At 66.2% G+C, this 20,537-nt stretch carries 16 protein-coding genes; 6 read left to right on the top strand and 10 right to left on the bottom strand.

The features are described 5' to 3' along the window. The first annotated feature begins 65 nt into the window (after positions 1 to 65). The 6 genes from U6115_RS17525 (at position 66) to U6115_RS17550 (ending at position 9,863) form a co-directional block, all read left to right on the top strand. Positions 66 to 3,968 (top strand): non-ribosomal peptide synthetase, encoded by a 3,903-nt coding sequence (locus tag U6115_RS17525; RefSeq protein ID WP_043575343.1) that lies wholly within the window; start codon positions 66 to 68, stop codon positions 3,966 to 3,968. A gap of 209 nt (positions 3,969 to 4,177) precedes the next feature. Next, positions 4,178 to 5,356, top strand: a complete 1,179-nt coding sequence (locus tag U6115_RS17530) for an isochorismate synthase (protein WP_043575345.1) — start codon at positions 4,178 to 4,180, stop codon at positions 5,354 to 5,356. Then, on the top strand, positions 5,353 to 6,960 hold the full coding sequence (locus tag U6115_RS17535) for a (2,3-dihydroxybenzoyl)adenylate synthase (protein WP_043575347.1): 1,608 nt from the start codon (positions 5,353 to 5,355) through the stop codon (positions 6,958 to 6,960). Before U6115_RS17530 ends, U6115_RS17535 begins: the two co-directional genes overlap by 4 nt. 5 nt (positions 6,961 to 6,965) lie before the next feature. Further along, entirely contained in the window at positions 6,966 to 7,844 is an 879-nt protein-coding gene (locus U6115_RS17540) for an isochorismatase (RefSeq protein ID WP_043575349.1), read from the top strand. 2 nt (positions 7,845 to 7,846) lie between these two features. Beyond that, complete coding sequence (gene dhbA / locus U6115_RS17545; RefSeq protein ID WP_043575351.1) at positions 7,847 to 8,611, top strand: 2,3-dihydro-2,3-dihydroxybenzoate dehydrogenase; 765 nt, start codon at positions 7,847 to 7,849, stop codon at positions 8,609 to 8,611. 145 nt (positions 8,612 to 8,756) lie between these two features. Beyond that, the gene (locus tag U6115_RS17550) at positions 8,757 to 9,863 is read left to right on the top strand and encodes a 3-deoxy-7-phosphoheptulonate synthase (protein WP_043575354.1); all 1,107 of its coding nucleotides are present in this window, start codon (positions 8,757 to 8,759) and stop codon (positions 9,861 to 9,863) included. Between the two features lie 99 nt (positions 9,864 to 9,962). Here the strand turns inward: U6115_RS17550 and U6115_RS17555 are convergent, their stop codons facing one another. The 10 genes from U6115_RS17555 to rimP all read right to left on the bottom strand — a co-directional run bounded on the left by U6115_RS17555 (position 9,963) and on the right by rimP (position 20,453). Further along, entirely contained in the window at positions 9,963 to 10,286 is a 324-nt protein-coding gene (locus U6115_RS17555; protein WP_146008456.1) for a hypothetical protein, read from the bottom strand. A 187-nt stretch (positions 10,287 to 10,473) separates the two neighbouring features. Further along, the gene (locus U6115_RS17560; RefSeq protein ID WP_043575357.1) at positions 10,474 to 10,851 is read right to left on the bottom strand and encodes a hypothetical protein; all 378 of its coding nucleotides are present in this window, start codon (positions 10,849 to 10,851) and stop codon (positions 10,474 to 10,476) included. 158 nt (positions 10,852 to 11,009) lie between these two features. Continuing rightward, on the bottom strand, positions 11,010 to 11,171 hold the full coding sequence (locus U6115_RS17565) for a hypothetical protein (protein WP_155294744.1): 162 nt from the start codon (positions 11,169 to 11,171) through the stop codon (positions 11,010 to 11,012). A gap of 191 nt (positions 11,172 to 11,362) precedes the next feature. Further along, positions 11,363 to 13,507, bottom strand: coding sequence for a polyribonucleotide nucleotidyltransferase (gene pnp / locus U6115_RS17570; RefSeq protein ID WP_043575359.1), 2,145 nt, complete (start codon positions 13,505 to 13,507; stop codon positions 11,363 to 11,365). A gap of 195 nt (positions 13,508 to 13,702) precedes the next feature. Continuing rightward, positions 13,703 to 13,972, bottom strand: coding sequence for a 30S ribosomal protein S15 (gene rpsO / locus U6115_RS17575; RefSeq protein ID WP_043575361.1), 270 nt, complete (start codon positions 13,970 to 13,972; stop codon positions 13,703 to 13,705). A gap of 94 nt (positions 13,973 to 14,066) precedes the next feature. After that, entirely contained in the window at positions 14,067 to 14,990 is a 924-nt protein-coding gene (gene truB / locus U6115_RS17580) for a tRNA pseudouridine(55) synthase TruB (protein WP_043575364.1), read from the bottom strand. Further along, entirely contained in the window at positions 14,987 to 15,403 is a 417-nt protein-coding gene (gene rbfA / locus U6115_RS17585; protein ID WP_043575366.1) for a 30S ribosome-binding factor RbfA, read from the bottom strand. The genes truB and rbfA overlap by 4 nt, the downstream gene beginning before the upstream one ends. A gap of 169 nt (positions 15,404 to 15,572) precedes the next feature. After that, the gene (gene infB / locus U6115_RS17590) at positions 15,573 to 18,458 is read right to left on the bottom strand and encodes a translation initiation factor IF-2 (RefSeq protein ID WP_043575368.1); all 2,886 of its coding nucleotides are present in this window, start codon (positions 18,456 to 18,458) and stop codon (positions 15,573 to 15,575) included. Between the two features lie 39 nt (positions 18,459 to 18,497). Next, entirely contained in the window at positions 18,498 to 19,976 is a 1,479-nt protein-coding gene (nusA, locus tag U6115_RS17595) for a transcription termination factor NusA (RefSeq protein WP_043575369.1), read from the bottom strand. 51 nt (positions 19,977 to 20,027) lie between these two features. Beyond that, the gene (rimP, locus tag U6115_RS17600; protein ID WP_043575371.1) at positions 20,028 to 20,453 is read right to left on the bottom strand and encodes a ribosome maturation factor RimP; all 426 of its coding nucleotides are present in this window, start codon (positions 20,451 to 20,453) and stop codon (positions 20,028 to 20,030) included. Positions 20,454 to 20,537: the final 84 nt, after the last annotated feature.

Genomic DNA, 20,537 nt, shown 5'->3' on the forward strand with positions numbered 1-20,537 from the left:
TATGATGTCAGCCTCCGCTCAGGAGCCGCCCAGGCGGCCGAAACCAATAACAGGCAGACATCCTCATGACCGAGACCTCCACCCGCCTTCCCGTCAGCTACGCCCAGCACGGCATCTGGATGGGGCAGCGGCTGGCGCCCGACAATCCGGGCTACTGGACCGCCGAAGCCACCGAGCTTGACGGCCCGCTGGACATCGACGCCTTCCGCGCCGCCGCCGCCGCCGCGCTGGCGCACTGCCCGGCGCTGCGCATGCGCTTCGAATTCGACGGCGAACAGCTGTGGCAACGCCCGCAAGCCGCCCCCGCGCAAGCGCTGCCCTGGCACGACCTGAGCGGCGCGGCCGATCCCGAAGCCGCGGCGGATGCCTGGATGCGCGAAGCGCTGTCCCGCCCCTGCGACCCGGCGGCGGGCCCGCTGCATCGCAGCGCGCTGCTGCAACTGGGACCTCATCGTTTTCTGTGGTATGTGCAAACCCACCATATCGCGCTGGACGGCTTCGCCTACGGCCTGCTGGCCAAGGCCGTATCCGCGCGCTACAACGCCGCCCAACGCGGCCAGGACGCGCCGCCGCTGCCCGACTGGCGGCTGGAGCAGGTGCTGGCCGAAGACCAAGCTTACCAAGCGTCCGAACAGCGCGAGCGGGACCGCGCGTTCTGGACCGCGCGGCAACAAGCCTTCCCTCCCGCCGCCACATTGGCGCCGCCGCAACCGCTGGCCGACAGCGTGCGCAAAGCCGGCCGCGCGCTGACCGCAAGCCAGATCGACGCCTGGCAGCGCGCCGCCAAGGCCTGCGGCGTCAACTGGGCCGCCTGGCTGATGGCGGCGACCGCTGCCTGGCTGGCGCGCCGCAGCGGCCGGCGCGCCATCACCCTGGGCCTGCCGGTGATGAACCGCATGGGCTCGGCCGCGCTGGCCGTGCCGTGCATGGCGATGAACATCGCGCCGTTCAGCCTGCGGCTGGACCCGGCCGCCAGCCTGGGAGAGCTGGCCCGCCAGGCCGCCGCCGGCCTGCGCGACATCCGCCCCCACCAGCGCTACCGCTACGAATGGCTGCGCGGCGATCTGGGCCGGCTGGACGGCCGCCAGCGGCTGTTCGGCCCGGTGCTCAACCTGATGCCCTTCGACCGCCACGCGCCGTTCGACGGCCTGAAAACCCGCATCCGGCCGATCAGCTCCGGCCCGGTGGAAGATCTGTCGATCAACATCAGCCTGCTCAACACCGAATGGCGGCTCAGCCTGGAAGCCCATCCGGACGCCTATCCGGCCGAGCGGCTGGACGCGCTGTGGCATGAGCTGCCGCAATGGCTGGACCAACTGGCCCATGCCGAGCCCGGCACGCCGCTGGCGAGCTTGCTGCCGGACTTGCCGCCGCTGTCCATTCTGCAAGGCCCGGCGCTGGAACGGCCCGCTGTCCCGGTGATGGAGCGGCTGGCCGCGCAGGCCGTCGCGCAGCCCGACGCGGTCGCGCTGGAAGGCGAAGGCCAGGCCCTCAGCTACCGCCAGTTGCTGGACCGCGCGCGCGCGCTGGCCGGCCGCTTGAAGGCCCAGGGCCTGGAAGACGGCGATCGCGTCGCCATCCTGCTGCCGCGCTCGGTGGACGCCATCGTCGCCATCCTCGGCACGCTGTGGGCCGGCGGCTGCTATGTCCCGCTCGATCCGCTCGGCCCATCGGCCCGGCTGGCCATGGTGCTGGACGACGCCCGCCCCAGGCTGGCGCTGACCCATCGCCGCTGGGCCGCGCTGTGCGGCGACGCGCCGGCGCTGTGCCTGGACGAAGCGCCGGGCGAAGACGCGCCGCGTCTGGACGCTTGCGCCGCCGGCGTCGACAGCCCGGCCTATCTGCTCTACACCTCCGGCTCCACCGGCAAGCCCAACGGCGTGCTGGTCGGCCACCGCGCTCTGGCCCACTTCGTTTCCAGCGCCGGACAGTTCTACCGCGTCCAGGCCGGCGAGCGCATCCTGCAGTTCGCGCCGCTGCATTTCGACGCCAGCATCGAGGAAATCTTCCTGGCGCTGTGCCACGGCGGCACGCTGGCATTGCGCGACGACGCGATGCTGGAATCGATGCCGGCCTTCGCCGACGCCGTCGCGCGGCTGAAGATAGACGTGCTGGACCTGCCCACCGCCTTCTGGCACGAGCTGGCTTACGCGCTGACGCCGGAATTGGCCGGCCGGCTGTCCCGCGTCCGCCTCGCCATCATCGGCGGCGAGGCCGCGCTGACCGAGCGCGCGCGCCGCTGGCGCGAGCTGCTGCCGGATGCCACGCTGCTCAACAGCTACGGCCCCACCGAGGCCTCCATCATCGCCACCGGCGCCGCGCTGTCCGGCCCGGACGCGGTGTGGGACGGCGGCGACGACATTCCCATCGGCCTGCCGCGCCCCGGCGTGGCCGCCGCCATCGTCGACGCCGGCCTGCAACCGGTGGCGCAGGGCGAGGAAGGCGAGCTGTGCCTGCTGGGTGACGCGCTGGCCATCGGCTACCTGGGCCGCGACGAGCTGACCGCCCGCCGCTTCGTGGCGCTGGACGCGCTGCCCGGCGCGCCGCGCGCCTACCGCACCGGCGACCGCGCCGTCTGGCAGGGCGGCCAGCTGAGCTTCCTCGGCCGGCTGGACCACGAGCTGAAGATCAGCGGCCTGCGCATCGACCCGACCGAAGTGGAAAACGCGCTGCTGGCCTGCCCCGGCGTGCGCGAGGCCGCGGTGATCGGCTTGCCGCTGGCCGGCGGCGGCTACACGCTGGCCGCCTTCCTCTCCGCCGACGCGGAGCCGGATGCCGGCGCGCTGCGGCGCCAGTTGGCCGAACGGCTGCCCGCCGCCGCCATTCCCGACCGCTGGCAATGGCTGGAACAGCTGCCGCGCAACGTCAACGGCAAGATAGACCGCAAGCAACTGGCCGCGCTAAGCGATGCCCCGGCCCGCGACGCATCCCCGGCCGCCGAGGCCACGCCGCTGGAGCGGCAGATCATGGAAGTGTGGAGCCAGGTGCTGGGCCGCATGCCGGAAGGCCCTCACGCCAACTTCTTCGCGCTGGGCGGCAAGTCGCTGCAGGCGATCCAGGCCGCCAACCGGCTGGCCCAGCTGCTGCAGCGCGAAGTCGCCGTATCGGCGCTATTCAGCTACAACACCGTCGCCGCGCTGGCGCAGGCGCTGAGCGCGCCGGCCGCCCACCGTCCGCCATCAGCGAGCCAGGGCGGCGAGTTCGCGCCGCTGCTGACCATCCAGCCCGGCAAGCTGCCGGCGCTGTTCTGCCTGCATCCGGCGGAAGGCTTGTCCTGGTGCTATCTGGGACTGGCGCGCCACCTGCCGGACACCGCCATCTACGGCCTGCAGGCCACCGGCATCCAGGGCGAGGCGCCCGCCAGCTTCGACGCCATGGTGGCCGATTACGTCGCCCGCATGCGCGCCGTCCAACCGTGCGGCCCGTACCGGCTGCTGGGCTGGTCGCTGGGCGGCGCGCTGGCGCAGGCGATGGCCGCCGCGCTCGCCGCCGCCGGCGAAACCGTGGAGCTGCTGGCGCTGATGGACAGCTACCCCGCCGCCTGCTGGGAAAAGCGGCCGCAACCCCAATTGCACGACGCCTTGGTGACGGTGCTTAGCGTCAACGGCGAGGTGGACGCCGACGCCGACGGACTGCCGCTGGACAACGAGGCCATCTACCAGCGCCTGCTGCGTCCCGGCAGCCCGCTGGCGCCACTGGGCCGCGCCGCGCTGGAAAAACTGGGCCAGGCCTCGTTGCACGGCATGCGCCTGTTCCGCGACAGCCGCACGCCGGCCTACGCCGGCGACGTGCTGTTGTTCCGCGCCGGCCGCCACCCCGGCGACGCGCCGACGCCGGCCGACTGGCAGCCCTATCTGCAAGGCCGGTTGGACTGCGTTGAGCTGGACTGCGACCACTTCGGCATGAGCGATCCGGAACCGATGCGCCGCATAGGAGAAGAGCTGGCCCGCCGCTTGCAATCTATTTAACGCGGTCAATCCGGCGCGGCCGCCGCCGCGCCACCCCGCACGATCATGCCAAATCCATTCATGATCGTGCTTTTTCACGCCCATCAACCCCCAAATATCCTGACTTTACGCTATTCCCAACGCATGGAATCGGCAGCATCCAGTTGACAACCTTCTGCTTTGAATATACCTTGAACGATAATTATTATCATTATCATCGGAGTTAAGCCATGCACACCCAGTCGGCCGCGACCGGCAACGCCGAAGACGGCGAGTTTTATTTCCTGTCGTCCCACCGCAGCCTGAAGGCCGGCGGCATACACTCCCGAATCGATACTCCCGCGCGCGGCGCGCTCGACGCCGGCAGCGCCTTTTCCCGCGAAGTGGCCGAAGCCTTCGCCCGCGCCCGCGCCGACGGCATCGCCTCCCCGGTGCTGATGGGCGCCATTCCTTTCGACATCGACCAACCGTCCGAACTCTTCATCCCCGCCCGCCACGCCTTCTTCGACCGCCAAGAACGCTTGCAGGCGGCCGCCCAGCGCGCCGGCGACGGCGGCAAGGTGGTCGGCTCGCGCAGCATCCCGGACGAGCAAGGCTTCAAGGCCGCCGTCAGCCAGGCCATAGAGCGCTTCGGCCGCGGCGAAATCCGCAAGGCGGTGCTGTCGCGCGTGCTGGAAGTGGACTTCGACCGCCCGGTGTCGGCGGAGCGCGTGTTCGACGCCGTCTGCGCGCAAAACCCCAACGGCTACCAGTTCCAGCTGCCGCTGGCAGGCGGCGGCCGCCTGGTGGGCGTCAGCCCCGAGCTGCTGCTGCAGAAGGAAGGCGCGCGCGTGCGCACCTTCCCGCTGGCCGGCTCCGCCAAGCGCCAGAGCGACCCGGCGGCCGACGCCGCCGCCAGCGCCAAGCTGCTGGATTCGTCCAAAGACCATTACGAGCACAGCCTGGTCATCGACGACATCCAGAACGTGCTGGGCCCCTATTGCGCCGAGCTGTCCATCCCGTCCGCGCCGTCGCTGCTGGGCACCCGCGCTATGTGGCACCTGGGCTCGCCAATAGACGGCGTGCTCGCCGACGCCTCGCTGCCGATTTTGCAGCTGGCCTGCCGCCTGCACCCGACGCCGGCCATCTGCGGTTTCCCCACCCAGGCTTCCCGCCAGCTTATCCGCGAGATCGAGCCGTTCGAGCGCGGCGTGTTCAGCGGCATCGTCGGCTGGTGCGACGAGCATGGCAACGGCGAATGGGCGGTGACCATACGCTGCGCCACCGTGGCCGATACCCGCGTGCGGCTGTTCGCCGGCGCCGGCATCGTCGCCGCGTCCACCCCGGAGTCGGAATGGGCGGAAACCCAGGCCAAGCTGGGCACCATGCTGGGCGCCTTCGGCCTGTCCGGCCAGGAGGCGGCGGCATGAGCGTAGCCTTCACCCGCTGGCCCGACGACCTGGCGGCGCGCTATCGCGCCGCCGGCTACTGGAACGACCAGCCGATGACCGAGATGCTGGCGCGGCAATGCCGCGAGCGTCCCGATGCGCCGGCCGTGCTGTGCGGCGAGCGCGAGATCAGCTACGCCGAGCTGGACCGCCGCTCGGGCAACCTGGCCGCCTGGCTGCTGGCGCGCGGCGTGGCCCGCCACGACACCGCGCTGGTGCAGCTGCCCAATGTCGCCGAGTTCTACATCGCGCTGTTCGCGCTGTTCAAGATCGGCGCCGCCCCGGTCAACGCGCTGTTCAGCCACCAGAAGCTGGAGCTGTCGGCCTATGCCCGCCAGATCCAGCCCAAGCTGCTGATCGCCGACCGCCGCCACCCGCTGTTCGGCGACGACGCGATGGCGGACGAACTGGCGGCCATCTCCCCGGCGCTGAGCGTGCGCCTGTTCGCCAACGACGAGCTGGAAGCCGTGCTGGAGCGGGACTGCGGCGGCCTGCCGGAGCAAGCCGGCCCCAGCGCCGCCGACGAAGTGGCGTTCTTCCAACTGTCCGGCGGCAGCACCGGCACGCCCAAGCTGATCCCGCGCACCCACAACGATTACTTCTACAGCGTGCGCCGCAGCGCCGAAATCTGCGAGCTCGGCCCGCATACCCGCTTCCTGTGCGCGCTGCCTGCGCCGCACAACTTCCCGCTCAGCTCGCCGGGCGCGCTCGGCGTGTTCCACGCCGGCGGCGCGGTGGTGCTGGCGCCCAATCCGGAAGCGCTGGCCTGCTTCGCGCTGGTGCAGCGCCACCAGGTGGACATCGCCGCGCTGGTGCCGCCGGCCGTCGCGCTGTGGCTGCAAGCCGCGCCCGGCCGCGAATCCCAGTTGAAGAGCCTGAAGCTGCTGCAGGTCGGCGGCGCCAGCTTCGCCGAAGCCACCGCCCGCCAGGTGCCGGAAGTGCTGGGCTGCAAGCTGCAACAGGTGTTCGGCATGGCCGAGGGCTTGGTCAACTACACCCGATTGACCGACGGCGACGACATCGTCTACGGCTGCCAGGGCCGGCCGATGAGCGACGCCGACGAAGTGAAGGTGGTGGACGAAGCCGGCCACCCGGTGCCGATCGGCTCGCCGGGCATGCTGGCCACCCGCGGCCCCTACACCTTCCGCGGCTACTACCTGGCCCCGGAACACAATGCCCGCGTGTTCGACAACGAAGGCTTCTATTACTCGGGCGACGTGGTGGTAGCCGACGAGCGCGGCTACCTGCGCGTGGTCGGCCGGGTCAAGGACCAGATCAACCGCGGCGGCGAGAAGATCGCCGCCGAGGAGATCGAGCACCTGCTGCTGCAACACCCGCAGGTGGCCCAGGCCGCGCTGGTGGCGATGCCCGACGCGATGCTGGGCGAGAAGAGCTGCGCCTACGTGGTGGCGCATGAGGACGGACTGAAATCGGTGGCGCTGCGCCGCTTCCTGCGCGAGCAGGGCGTGGCCGACTACAAGCTGCCCGATCGTTTCGAACTGGTAAACACCCTGCCGCTGACCCATGTCGGCAAAATAGACAAACAAGCGCTGCGCGGCATGCTGGCCGCCGCGGCCGGAGCCTGAACACCATGAGCATTCCCAAGCTGAACGCCTACCCGCTGCCGCAGGCGGCCGACTTCCCCGCCAACAAGACCGACTGGCGCGTGGAGCCCAAGCGCGCCGCGCTGCTGATCCACGACATGCAGCGCTACTTCCTGGCCTTCTACGGCGAGGACAGCGCGCTGGTCAATGAACTGGTATCCAAAGTGGACGCGCTGCGCCGCTGGGCCGACAGCCACGGCGTGCCGGTGATCTACACCGCGCAGCCCACCGAACAAAAGCCGGAAGACCGCGCGCTGCTGAACGATATGTGGGGCCCGGGCCTGACCACCGCCGATCCGGCGGTGCAAGTGGTGCCCCCGCGGCTGGCCCCGCGCGAGCAGGACACCGTGCTGGTCAAATGGCGCTACAGCGCCTTCCAGCGCAGCGACCTGCAGGAAAGAATGCAAGCCTGGGGCCGCGACCAGTTGGTGATCTGCGGCGTCTACGCCCACATCGGCTGCATGATGACCGCCTGCGACGCCTTCATGCGCGACATCCAGGCCTTCATGGTCGGCGACGCGGTGGCGGACTTCAGCGAGGAAGAGCACAAGATGGCGCTGCGCTACGTGGCCACCCGCTGCGGCGCGGTGATCGCGCAGTCCGACCTGGCCCCTGCCGGCGGCGACGCCGCGCTGACGCGCGAATGGCTGAAGGCCCAGGTGCTGACCGTGCTGGAAGACGGCGACGATAGCCTGGCCGGCGGCGACAACCTGCTGGACTACGGCCTGGACTCCATCCGCGTGATGGAGCTGGTGGCGCAATGGCAGAAGCTGGGCCTGGAAATCGGCTTTGAAGATTTGGCGCAGGACCTGACGCTGGACGGCTGGTGGGCCGCCATCCAGGCCAAGCTGCCGCAGGAGGCCTGATCATGGTCGGACTGGATTTCACCGGCCAATGCGTGTGGGTGACCGGCGCGGCCCAGGGCATAGGCCAGGAGGTGGCGCGCCGCTTCGTCGAGGCCGGCGCGCGCGTCGTGGCGCTGGACCTGCAGTTCGAACAAGCGGCCGCGCATTGCGGCGTGATGCGCGAGCTGCCGCTGGACATCCGCGACGCCGACGCCGTGGCCGCGCTGTGCCGCCGCCTGGCCGAAGAGGACGCGCTGCCGGACGTGCTGGTCAACGCCGCCGGCGTGCTGCGCCTGGGCGCGTTCGACGCGCTGTCGGTCGACGACTGGCAGCAGTGCCTGGCCGTCAACGTCAGCGGACCGTTCTACCTGCTGCGCGCGCTGATGCCGCACTTCAAGGCGCGCCGCGCCGGGGCCATCGTCAACGTCGCCTCCAACGCCGCCCACGTGCCGCGCATAGCCATGGCCGCCTACGGCGCGTCCAAGGCGGCGATGGCCAGCCTCAGCCACAACGCCGCGCTGGAGCTGGCGCCGTACGGCGTGCGCTGCAACGTGGTGTCGCCCGGCTCCACCGACACGCCGATGCTGCGCGGCATGTGGCAGGACGAGCACGGCGCCGCCCGCACCATCGCCGGCAAGCCGGAAGCGTTCCGCCTGGGCATCCCGCTGGGCAAGCTGGCCACCCCGGCCGACGTCGCCGGCGCGGTGCTGTACCTGGCTTCCGACCTGGCCGGCCACGTCACGATGCAGGACATCGTGGTGGACGGCGGCGCCACCCTGGCCGCCTAGCATGCGGCCGCCGCGACGAAAAGCAGGCCTGCGCGCCGCCGGCGCGCGGCCGCCCTGTCGCCGACACCGGGGCCGCGCGCCGGCCCTGCCGCAAACGACGGGCTGAATCCGCGGCTCGTTTGCGGATCATCCTGTGGAGAACATCATGACTACGCTTGCCAGGCCGGAACACGGCCTACTCGCGCCCGAACACGGCCACGCGTCGCCGCCGTCCAGCCAGGCCGACTACCGCTCGATGGCCAGCCCCGCCGAATTATTGCGCAGCCTGCCGGCCAGCGCGCGCGCCAGCGCCTCGGTCCATGCCGGCCGCGACGCGGTGAAGAAAGTGCTGAACGGCAGCGACCCGCGCTGGCTGGTGGTGGTGGGCCCCTGCTCCATCCACGACCCGCGCGCCGGCCTGGACTACGCCGCCCGGCTGGCGGAGCTGGCCGCCGAACTGGACGACACGCTGCTGATCGTGATGCGCGCCTACTTCGAAAAGCCGCGCACCAGCGTGGGCTGGAAGGGCCTGATCAACGACCCCTACATGGACGACAGCTACTGCGTGGACGAGGGCATGCACATCGCCCGGCGCTTCCTCCTGGCCGCAGCCGAGCTGGGCCTGCCGCTAGCCGGCGAGGCGCTGGACCCGATGTCGCCGCTGTACCTAGCCGACCTCTATAGCTGGATGGCGATCGGCGCGCGCACCACCGAATCGCAGATCCACCGCGAGCTGGCGTCGGCGCTGGACAGCGCGGTGGGCTTCAAGAACAGCACCGACGGCTCGCTGGACGCGGCGCTGAACGCCATCGTCTCCGCCAGCGCGCCGCACGCCTACCTGGGCATGGGCAAGGATGGACGGGTGGCGGTGGTGAACAGCCGCGGCAACCCGCACTGCCATCTGGTGCTGCGCGGCGGCGGCGGCCGGCCCAACTATGATTCCGTCAGCGTCGCGCTGGCCGAACAGGCGATGAAGAAGCACGACATCCCGCCGGCCATCATGGTGGACTGCGCGCACGCCAACTCGTGGAAGCAGCACGCGCTGCAGCCGCGCGTGCTGGCCGACGCGGTGTCCCAGATCCGCCACGGCAACCGCAGCATCCGCGCCTTCATGCTGGAAAGCTTCATCGAGCCTGGCAACCAGTCCATCCCGGCCGATCTGTCCGAGCTGCGCTACGGCTGCTCGGTGACCGATCCCTGCGTGGACTGGCACACCACCGCCGACATCCTGCGCGACGCCCGCGCCAAGCTGCGGCCGCTGCTAAAACATTGAGCGACCGCTTGCGGGCCATGTCGCCAACATGGCCTGCTACCTCGCTAACCTTAACCATTCCTTCTCGGTCACATGCCAGGCTCACCCGCCGGTCAACCCTCAGGACAAGTGCTGCCCATCGTCAAAAGCTCCTGAACTTACTAGGGCTTGGGCAATCTGTGAAACAAGTCCGGCCTCTGGAAAGAAGCCAAGCTTATGCAACTGCTGCAGTACCGTTTCAAATTGGCGGTAAGAAATTGCATGACCTTCCGCTGCGTTGTTGGCAAGATTCTCCAACTCGGTCGCGAGCAGTAATATTTGACCTTGCTTTTCTTGCGTCTCATTGGTACCCGCTAACTCTGGCCCAATTTTGATAAAGCATCCAGAAGTTGATCGAACGTGATCCGCAAGAGTCCTGAGTACACTTTCCGCCGAGTGTCTCATATCATTCTCCTTCGCTTCAGCACACCCCAGATATACATGCAGGCCAAACAAAGCGCGGTTTAAAATTATCAAATTAACTCACCTGCGGCCAAATCCGCGCCACAATGGTTGCCTCCTCCAAAGATGCACCTCTTCCTTGCACTGCGATGGTCGCTAGCCAACTCATGCAGCGAACGAGGCTAATCCTCTAAGGCTCCATTTGCTGAAGCTGAGCCTGCTCCCTATCCGGCCCCGGCGGCAGATAATGCTGGATCTGCTGCAGGAAAACCGTTCCCGCCGCCAGCAAAGCCAATGCGGCGACGCATCGTTTCAGCCAGCGCAGCCGCAGCGTCAATATCCAGACCAGCCAACTGCCGATGCTGACCAGCAAGGGCAGGAACTGGGTGAACAGCGAGATCGCCCCATAATACTGGGGCAAACGCGGATTCATATAGCCGATGCCGATCACGAACAGGACAAAACCGTAAAAACACCAAGCGAAAACCACGCCAGGCACACATACAATGATGCGCATCGCCAGCGACCTGCCCTCAGCGCAAGCTTTCTCCGCATCCTCAACCCGCATCGCATCTCCCGCGCCAAACCCGCCATTCCATCCCAACCCGCCATTCCTGACAAGCAGGCCCAAGCAACAAACAAATTGATCGGCAAGCCAGATCCGAGCGTGCCGCCACAGCGCAGTCGCCAGCCTAGCCGCGCTTACTAGCGCCGAGATGGCGCGCCTCATGCCGCATAGTACTGTTCGAATACAGTGGTCAGCTCGTCAAAACCCATGCTGGCTGAAATGTAGATCGGGCTACCGCGCGTTTTCCAGCTGATGCGCGCCAGCATTTGCTTGAACAATCCGAGCTCGCGCAAGTATTTTTCAGGCTCCGCCACATTCATCGCGTCTTTCTCTCTGCCTCCGGCCCGCCACTTAATACCAAAATCATACGATAAAATTTATTTTCGGCATTTTAACATGGCGCTTTCGAAATCCGCCCATCGCCGCATCCCAGCCCACGCACGAAAAAACCCCCGCCGGGGCGGGGGTTGTCGTTTGAGTCCGGCCACCCCGCAGGATGGCGGCAAACTGCTTACTGGGTCTTCAGACCGAACGAATCAGCGGTCGCCTGGGCGGTTTTCGCTTCTTCTTCCAGCAGGGCCTTGATGGACAGGCGGATGCGGCCGCGGTCGTCCATTTCGATGGCCTTGACCTTCACCACTTGGCCTTCCTTCAGGTAGTCGGCCACGTTCTTGATGCGCTCGTTGGCGATCTGAGAAATGTGGACCAGACCATCCTTGCCCGGCAGGATGGAAACGATGGCGCCGACGTTGTTGTCGAGGATCTTGACCACGGTGCCTTCGTACACCTTGCCCACTTCCACTTCAACGGTGATCTCTTCGATGCGCTTCTTGGCCGCTTCCGCGCCCTCGTTGCTGATCGAAGCGATGGTGATGGTGCCGTCTTCCTCGATGTTGATCTCGCAGCCGGTGTCCTTGGTGATGGAGCGGATGGTTTCGCCGCCCTTGCCGATCACTTCGCGGATCTTTTCCGGGTTGATCTTCATCACGTACAGGCGCGGAGCGTGGGCGGACAGCTCTTGCGGGCCGTCCACGGCTTCCTTCATCAGGCCCAGGATGTGCAGACGGCCTTCCTTGGCCTGGTCCAGCGCAACCTGCATGATTTCCTTGGTGATGCCCTGGATCTTGATGTCCATCTGCAGCGCGGTGATGCCCGAAGCGGAACCGGCTACCTTGAAGTCCATGTCGCCCAGGTGGTCTTCGTCGCCCAGGATGTCGGTCAGCACCGCGAAGCGGTTGCCTTCCAGGATCAGGCCCATGGCGATGCCGGCCACGTGCGCCTTCAGCGGCACGCCGGCGGACAGCAGCGACAGGCAGCCGCCGCACACGGAAGCCATCGACGAGGAGCCGTTGGATTCGGTGATTTCCGACACCACGCGCATCGAGTAGCCGAATTCGTCTTCCGGCGGCAGCACCGCTACCAGCGCGCGCTTGGCCAGGCGGCCGTGGCCGATTTCACGGCGCTTCGGCGGACCCATGCGGCCGGCTTCGCCGGTGGAGTACGGCGGGAAGTTGTAATGCAGCATGAAGCGCTCGGTGTATTCGCCGGCCAGCGCGTCGATGATTTGTTCGTCCTGCTTGGTGCCCAGCGTGGTCACGACCATCGCCTGGGTTTCGCCGCGGGTGAACAGCGCGGAGCCGTGGGTGCGCGGCAGCACGTTGTTGCTGATGCGGATCGGGCGCACGGTGCGGGTGTCGCGGCCGTCGATGCGCGCTTCGCCTGCCAGGATCTGGCCGCGGACGATTTCAGCTTCCAGGCCCTTGAAGATGCCCTTGATCTCGTTGGCCACTAGGGTGTCGGTGGTTTCGTTGATCAGCGCAGCCTTGACTTCGGCCCAGGCTTCGTTGATGACCACGGTGCGCGCTTGCTTCTGGCGCAGGCGGAAAGCGTCGGCCAGCTTGGCGCCGGCGATGCCGCGCACTTGGGCGATCAGCTCTTCGTTGGCTACCGGAGCGGCCCAGTCGAACATCACCGGGTTCACTTCGTCGGCCAGTTCGTTGATGGCCTTGATCGCGGCTTGCATCTGCTCGTGGCCGAACACCACGGCGCCCAGCATCACGGCTTCGGACAGTTCCTTGGCTTCGGATTCCACCATCAGCACGGCGCGCTGGGTGCCGGCGACAACCAGGTCCATCTGCGACGATTGCAGTTCGGTCTTGGTCGGGTTCAGGATGTATTCGCCATCGGCGTAGCCGACGCGGGCGGCGCCGATTGGGCCGGCGAACGGCAGGCCGGAAATGGCCAGCGCGGCGGAAGCGCCGATCATCGCCGGAATGTCGGAATCCACTTCCGGATTCAGCGACATCACGGTGGCGACGATCTGCACGTCATGGTAGAAGCCTTCCGGGAACAGCGGGCGGATCGGACGGTCGATCAGGCGGCTGGTCAGCACTTCTTTTTCCGACTGTTTGCCTTCGCGCTTGAAGAAGCCGCCCGGGATCTTGCCGGCGGCGTAGGTGCGCTCCAGGTAGTCTACGGTCAGCGGGAAGAAGTCCTGGCCCGGCTTGACGGACTTGCCGCCAACCACGGTCACCAGCACTACGGTGTCGTCTACGGATACGATGACGGAGCCGGATGCCTGGCGGGCGACTTCGCCGGTCTCCAGGGTGACGGTGTGGCGGCCGTACTGGAACGATTTGGTGATCTTGTTGAACACGAGGGTTTCCCTATCTTGAGTTCGATTATAAAAACACGCGAGCCGGAAAAAACAACGGGAACCCCTAAAAATTCTGACCTGCACGATAGATCGGAATTCTTAGAGGCTCCCCCCGTTGTTACGACAATATGGCCCGCTTTGCTGCCGGTGTGAAAAAGTCGCAGCAAGCTGCGACTTTTTCAGAACCGTTGCCGATTACTTGCGCAGGCCCAGGCGGGCGATCAGCGCGCGGTAAGCGTCAGCGTCGGTGGTCTTCAGGTAGTCCAGCAGACGGCGGCGACGGCTAACCATCTTCAGCAGACCACGACGGCTGTGGTGGTCTTTGGTGTTGGCCTTGAAGTGGGGGGTCAGGTCGTTGATGCGCGCGGTCAGCAGGGCAACCTGCACTTCGGACGAACCGGTGTCGCCTTCAGCGCGTTGGAAGCTCTTGACGATTTCAGCTTTTTGTTCGGCGGTCATTGCCATTTGGATTACTCCAGTTTCATTTAGGGGGTTTGAAAACCCGACAAGTGCGGCGAGCCGGAAAACCAACCCATTCCACACTCCGGTAGTTTGCCGCTCAGGACGTTGCCGCCTGGTTGGCCAGGAGCCGGATCGGATGCAGGCGACCATCGTCGCGCGCCTCGCCCAGCCCCATGAAGCGCCGGGTAGACTTTTGGTATACCCGGAAGCGCTGCATTTTCTCACACTTTTCAGCAAAAAGCACGGCTTGTCCGTTCATGAACTTGCCGATTTCGCCGTCGGCCAGCTCGGTTTCCGGAAAATGTTGCACCAGCACGTCGACCGGCAGCAGCAAGGCTTCGCGCCCGGCCATCTCCAGCGCCTCCAGCGCCGCCAGCGTGTGCGCTTCGTCCAGGCCGAAGCCGCCGGTGGCGGTGCGGCGCAGCGCGGTCAAATGCGCGCCGCTGCCCAAGGCTTCGCCGATGTCGCAAGCCAGGGTGCGGATATAGGTGCCCTTGGTGCACAGCACGTCGATTTCGGCAGACACGCCGTCGAAGGCCAGCAGCTCCAGCTTGCGGATGGTCACCCGGCGCGCCTCGCGCGGCACTTCGATGCCGGCGCGCGCGTATTCGTACAGCGGCTTGCCCTGGTGTTTCAGCGCCGAATACATCGGCGGCACCTGGCTGATTTCGCCGCGGAACGACGCCAGCGCGGCTTCCAGCTGTTCGCGGCTGAAGCTGACCGGCCGCTCGGACACCACTTCGCCCTCGACATCGCCCGTCGTCGTCACCGCGCCGAATTTCACCGTGGCGCGGTAGCCCTTGTCGGCGTCCAGCAGATACGAGGAAAACTTGGTGGCCTCGCCCAGGCACACCGGCAGCAGCCCGGTGGCCAGCGGGTCCAGCACGCCGGTATGGCCGGCCTTGGCGGCGTTCAGCAGCCAGCGCGCCTTTTGCAGCGCGTTGTTGCTGGAGATGTCGTAAGGCTTGTCTATCAGCAGCACGCCGTCGATCTGGCGCTTGGTGCTGCGCGGCTTGCTCATTCCTTGTCGCCTTCGCCCGCTTCTTCGCCAGGCGCGGCGGTGCCGAATTTTTCCGCGTCTTCGCGCGCCACCTGATTGATCAGGCTGGTCAGGTGCATGCCGCGCTCCACCGACTCGTCGTAGACGAAATGCAGCTGCGGCATGCTGAACATCTTGATGCTGCGGCCCAGTTCGTTGCGCAGGTAGCCGGCGGAGCTTTCCAGCGCCTCCTGGGTGGCCGCGCGGGTAGATTCCACCATCACGGTGTAATACACCTTGGCGTGCGAGTAGTCGCGGGTCACTTCCACCTGGGTGATGGTGATCCAGCCCGCGCGCGGGTCTTTCAGGCCGGTGCGGGTCAGTTCTGCCAACTCGCGCTGGATCTGCTCGGACACGCGGTCGGCGCGGGAGAAACCTTTTTTGGCTTTTGCCATGTCACTTCCAATTCTGTTCTGTCGCGGCCGGTTCGGCCGCCTGGCCGCAAACCCCGGCAAAGCGCACGCCTGTCGGCATGCGCTTTGCGGGTTTTTGCAGCATCGATATGAAAAAGGGCGAGCGCCCGCCGGCCTTTCGGCCAACCGGCACCCGCCCCTGGCGTTCCCCTTACAGGGAGCGCGCCACTTCCACGATCTCGAACGCTTCCAGCTGGTCGCCTTCTTGGATGTCGTTGAAGTTCTTCAGCATCAGGCCGCATTCGTAGCCTTGACGCACTTCCTTCACGTCGTCCTTGAAGCGCTTCAGCGATTCCAGTTCGCCGGTATGCACCACCACGTGGTTGCGGATCAGACGGACCGAAGCGGTGCGCTTGATCATGCCGTCGGTGACCATGCAACCAGCGATGTTGCCGACCTTGGACACCGAGATCACCTGACGGATCTCGACGGTACCCAGAATCTGCTCCTTCTTCTCCGGAGCCAGCATGCCGGACAACGCAGCCTTCACCTCGTCCACGGCATCGTAGATGATGCTGTAGTAGCGGATGTCCACGCCTTCGTTTTCGGCCAGCTTGCGCGCGGCGGCGTCGGAGCGGGTGTTGAAGCCGATCACGATGGCCTTGGAGGCGATCGCCAGGTTGATGTCCGATTCCGAGATGCCGCCCACGCCGGAGTGCAGGATGGAGACGCGCACTTCGTCGGTGGACAGCTTTTGCAGGCTGCCCGCCAGCGCTTCGTACGAACCCTGAACGTCGGCCTTGATGATCAACGACAGGGTCTGCACTTCGCCTTCGGTCATCTGGGCGAACATGTTCTCCAGCTTGGAAGCCTGCTGCTTGGCCAGACGCACGTCGCGGAACTTGCCGGCGCGGAACAGCGCGATTTCACGCGCCTTCTTCTCGTCGGCCAGCACCATGGTGTCCTCGCCCGCTTGCGGCACGTCGGACAGGCCCAGGATTTCCACCGGGATGGCCGGGCCGGCCGAGTCGATCGGCTTGCCGTTTTCGTCCATCATCGCGCGGACGCGGCCGAAGGCGGTGCCAGCCAGCACCACGTCGCCCTTCTTCAGGGTGCCGGACTGAACCAGCAGCGTGGCGACCGGACCGCGGCCCTTGTCGAGGCGGGCCTCGACGATGATGCCCTTGGCCATCGCGTCGACCGGAGCCTTCAATTCCAGCACTTCGGCTTGCAGCAGGATGGCTTCCAGCAGCGCATCGATATTGGTGCCCATCTTGGCGGACACTTCGATGAACTGGGTATCGCCGCCCCAATCTTCCGGCACCACTTCGTGCGACACCAGCTCCTGGCGGATGCGCTCGACGTTGGCGCCCACCTTGTCGATCTTGTTGACCGCCACCACCATCGGCACCTTGGCGGCCTTGGCGTGGTGGATCGCTTCGATCGTTTGCGGCATCACGCCGTCGTCGGCAGCCACCACCAGCACGACGATGTCGGTGGCCTTGGCGCCGCGGGCACGCATCGCGGTAAACGCTTCGTGGCCCGGGGTATCCAGGAAGGTGATCATGCCGCGCGGGGTTTCCACGTGGTAGGCGCCGATGTGCTGGGTAATGCCGCCGGCTTCGCCCGCGGCGACCTTGGCGCGGCGGATGTAGTCCAGCAGCGAGGTCTTGCCGTGGTCGACGTGGCCCATTACGGTCACCACCGGGGAACGTGGCAGTTCCACCACTTCGACAGCTTCGCCATCGGTCACTTCCAGGTAGGCTTCCGGATCGTCCGCCTGGGCGGCCTTCGGCTTGTGGCCCATTTCTTCCACGACGATCATCGCGGTTTCCTGGTCCAGCACCTGGTTGATGGTCACCATCATGCCCATCTTCATCAGGGCCTTGATCACTTCCACGGCCTTGACGGCCATGCGGTGGGCCAGTTCGGCCACCGTGATGGTTTCCGGCACCAGCACTTCATGGACGATCGGTTCGGTCGGGGCCTGGAAAGCGTGCTGATTGTTGCTTTGCTTGTGCTTGCCCTTGCCGCCGCGCGACTTCCAATCGTTGCCGGCGTCGCCGCCCTTGGTCTTCAGACCGCCGCGGCCGCCCTTCTTGTTGTCATCCCAGCGGTCGCCGCCCTTCTTGTTGCCGCCTTTCTTAGCATCCGGACGGCCGGCGACGGTAGCCGGAATCGCCGGAGCGCCGGGCGCGCCAGCCGTAGCCGGACGCGGGCCGCGGTTATCGCCAGCCGGGCGCGGGCCACGGTTGTCGCCAGCCGGGCGCGGGCCGCGATTGTCGCCAGCCGGGCGCGGGCCGCGGTTGTCGCCAGCCGGACGCGGGCCACGGTTGTCGCCAGCCGGACGCGGGCCGCGGTTGTCGCCAGCCGGGCGCGGGCCACGGTTGTCGCCAGCCGGACGCGGGCCGCGCTCATCGCGCTGCTCTCGTTGCGGTTCCGGCGCGCGCGGGGCCTCCACCACCGGAGCCGGCTGCGATGCGGCCAGCTTGGCTGCCTGACGGCGCTCTTCGCGTTCGATCTTTTCGCGCATCAGCTCTTGCTGACGGGCGCGGAATGCCGCCTGGCGCTTTTCCTCGGCTTCACGCGCGGCGATTTCTTCCGGCGACAGGATGGAGGCCACGGTGCGGGCCGCCGGCGCCGGCTTCGGTTCCGGCTTGGGCTCGACCTTGGGTTCCGGCTTCGGCTCAGGCTTGGCCTCTACCTTCGGCTCCGGTTTCGGCTCCGGCTTCGGTTCCGGTTTGGCTTCCACCTTGGGCTCAACCTTGGGCTGCTCGATCTTCGCCTCCACCGGAGCAGCCGCCTTCGGCGCCTCTTCCGGGCGAACGACCACGCGCTTCTTGCGGGTTTCCACGGTCACGGTGCCGCCGTCCGCCTTCTTCACTTCGGAAGTGGACTTGCGGGTCAGCGTGATGTTGGAATCCTCGCGGGCGCCATGAGAGCGCTTCAGGTAGTCCAGGAGCTGGGACTTGTCTTGCGCCGACAGTGTGTCTTCCGGCGAGCGCTTGCTCACACCGGCAGCCTTCAGCTGTTCCAGCAGGCGTTCCGGCGTGAGATTCATCTCACCGGCAAATTGTTTTACATTCGTCAAAACCATGCGTCTTCCCAAATTCCGTAAATACTTCCCGAGAAAGCCTTACTGGTTGAACCAGTGTTCGCGCGCCTTCATGATGATGGCGCGTGCAGCTTCCGCTTCCATGCCGGTCATGTCCACCAGATCGTCAACGGCCAGGTCGGCCAGATCGTCGCGGGTGGACACGCCGCCTGCGGCCAGCTTGCGAACCAGCTCGGCATCCAGGCCTTCAACGTCCTTCAGGTCGTCGGATACATTTTCAACCTGCTCTTCGGACGCGATGGCCTGCGTCAGGAGCGCATCACGGGCGCGGCTACGCAGCTCGCCCACCAGCTCCTCGTTGAAGCCTTCGATTTCCAGCATTTCTTCCAGCGGCACATAGGCCACTTCTTCCAACGCGGCGAAACCTTCGCCGACCAGCTTCGCGGCGGTCTCTTCGTCCACGCTCAACGCGGTGACGAACAGCTGACGCAACGCAGCGTCTTCCGCCTGGTTCTTCTCTTCCGCCTCGGCGACGGTCATGATGTTCAGGTACCAGCCGGTCAGCTCTGCAGCCAGCTTGACGTTCTGGCCGCTGCGGCCGATGGCCAGCGCCAGCTGCTCTTCCTCGACGATCACGTCCATGCTGTGATTGTCTTCGTCCACCATGATGCGGCTCACTTCAGCCGGCGACAGCGCGTTGATCACGAACTGGGCCGGTTCCGGCGCCCACAGCACGATGTCGACCCGCTCGCCCGCCAGTTCCTGCGTGACGGCCTGTACGCGGGAGCCGCGCATGCCGATGCAGGTGCCTTGCGGATCGATGCGCGCGTCGTTGGCCTTGACGGCGATCTTGGCGCGCATGCCCGGGTCGCGCACGGCAGCGCGGATTTCCAACATGCCTTCGTCGATCTCCGGCACCTCCAGCTCGAACAGCTTGGTCAGGAATTCCGGCGCGGTGCGCGACAGGATCAGCTGCGGGCCGCGGCCCTGGCGATCGATGCGCAGCAGGTAGGACTTCACGCGGTCGCCCACGCGCAGGTTTTCCTTCGGAATCATCTGGTCGCGCGGCAGAACGGCTTCCAGCTTGCCGCACTCGACGATGGCGTTGCCGCGCTCGATGCGCTTGATGGTGCCGATCACCAGGTGCTCGCGGCGCTGCAGGAACTCGTTCAGGAGCTGCTCGCGCTCGGCGTCGCGGATGCGCTGCAGGATCACCTGCTTGGCGGTCTGCGCGCCGATGCGGCCGAACTCGACCGCTTCCATCGCGTCTTCGATGACGGCGCCGACCTCCACCCGCGGATCGCGCTCGCGGGCGTCAGTCAGACCGATTTCCTTGCTCTCGGACTCAAGCAGGTCGTCCTCCACCACCGTCCAGCGGCGGAAGGTCTGATGCTGACCGGTGTGGCGGTCGATCTCGACGCGCACATCCATCTCGTCATCGGTAAACTTCTTTTTGGTTGCCGAAGCAAGCGCCATCTCAAGGGCGGAAAACACCACATCCTTGCTGACATTCTTTTCGCTCGCCAGGGCATCCACCAGCAACAAAATCTCGCGACTCATGCATTCCTCTCCGAATTTTGTCCTTTTACGTGGCCCAGTGCCGCGCCGACCTCAAAACTCAGGCTCAATCCTGGCCTTGTCGATATTGGCAAACGGTATCGCCACGATGCGGCCATCCACCTCAAGCTTCACGGAGCCGTCTTCGACCCCGGCAAGACGACCGGTAAATTTCTTCTGCTGCTCGATCGGCATGCGCGTCTTGATCTTGGCGAGCTGACCTGCGAAACGGACAAAATCGGCTTCCTTCTTCAGAGGACGATCCAGGCCCGGCGAAGACACTTCCAGCCGCTCGTAGTCCACGTTCTCGACCATGAAGAGTCGAGTGAGGTGATTGCTCACCAGCACGCAGTCTTCCACGGTGATGCCACCGGGCTTGTCGATAAATACGCGAAAACCGCCACCCGGGGTGATTTCAAAATCGACCAACTCGTAGCCGAACCCCTGCAGGGTGTTTTCCAGCAGCAAACGAACATCCATTGCTTTTTCCACAAATAAAAAATGGGCGAAACGCCCATCCCTAACCGCTGCGATTGTAACCTATTTCCAAAGAAAAGAAAACCT

Source organism: Chromobacterium subtsugae, from assembly GCF_035919665.1.
GTDB lineage: Bacteria > Pseudomonadota > Gammaproteobacteria > Burkholderiales > Chromobacteriaceae > Chromobacterium > Chromobacterium subtsugae.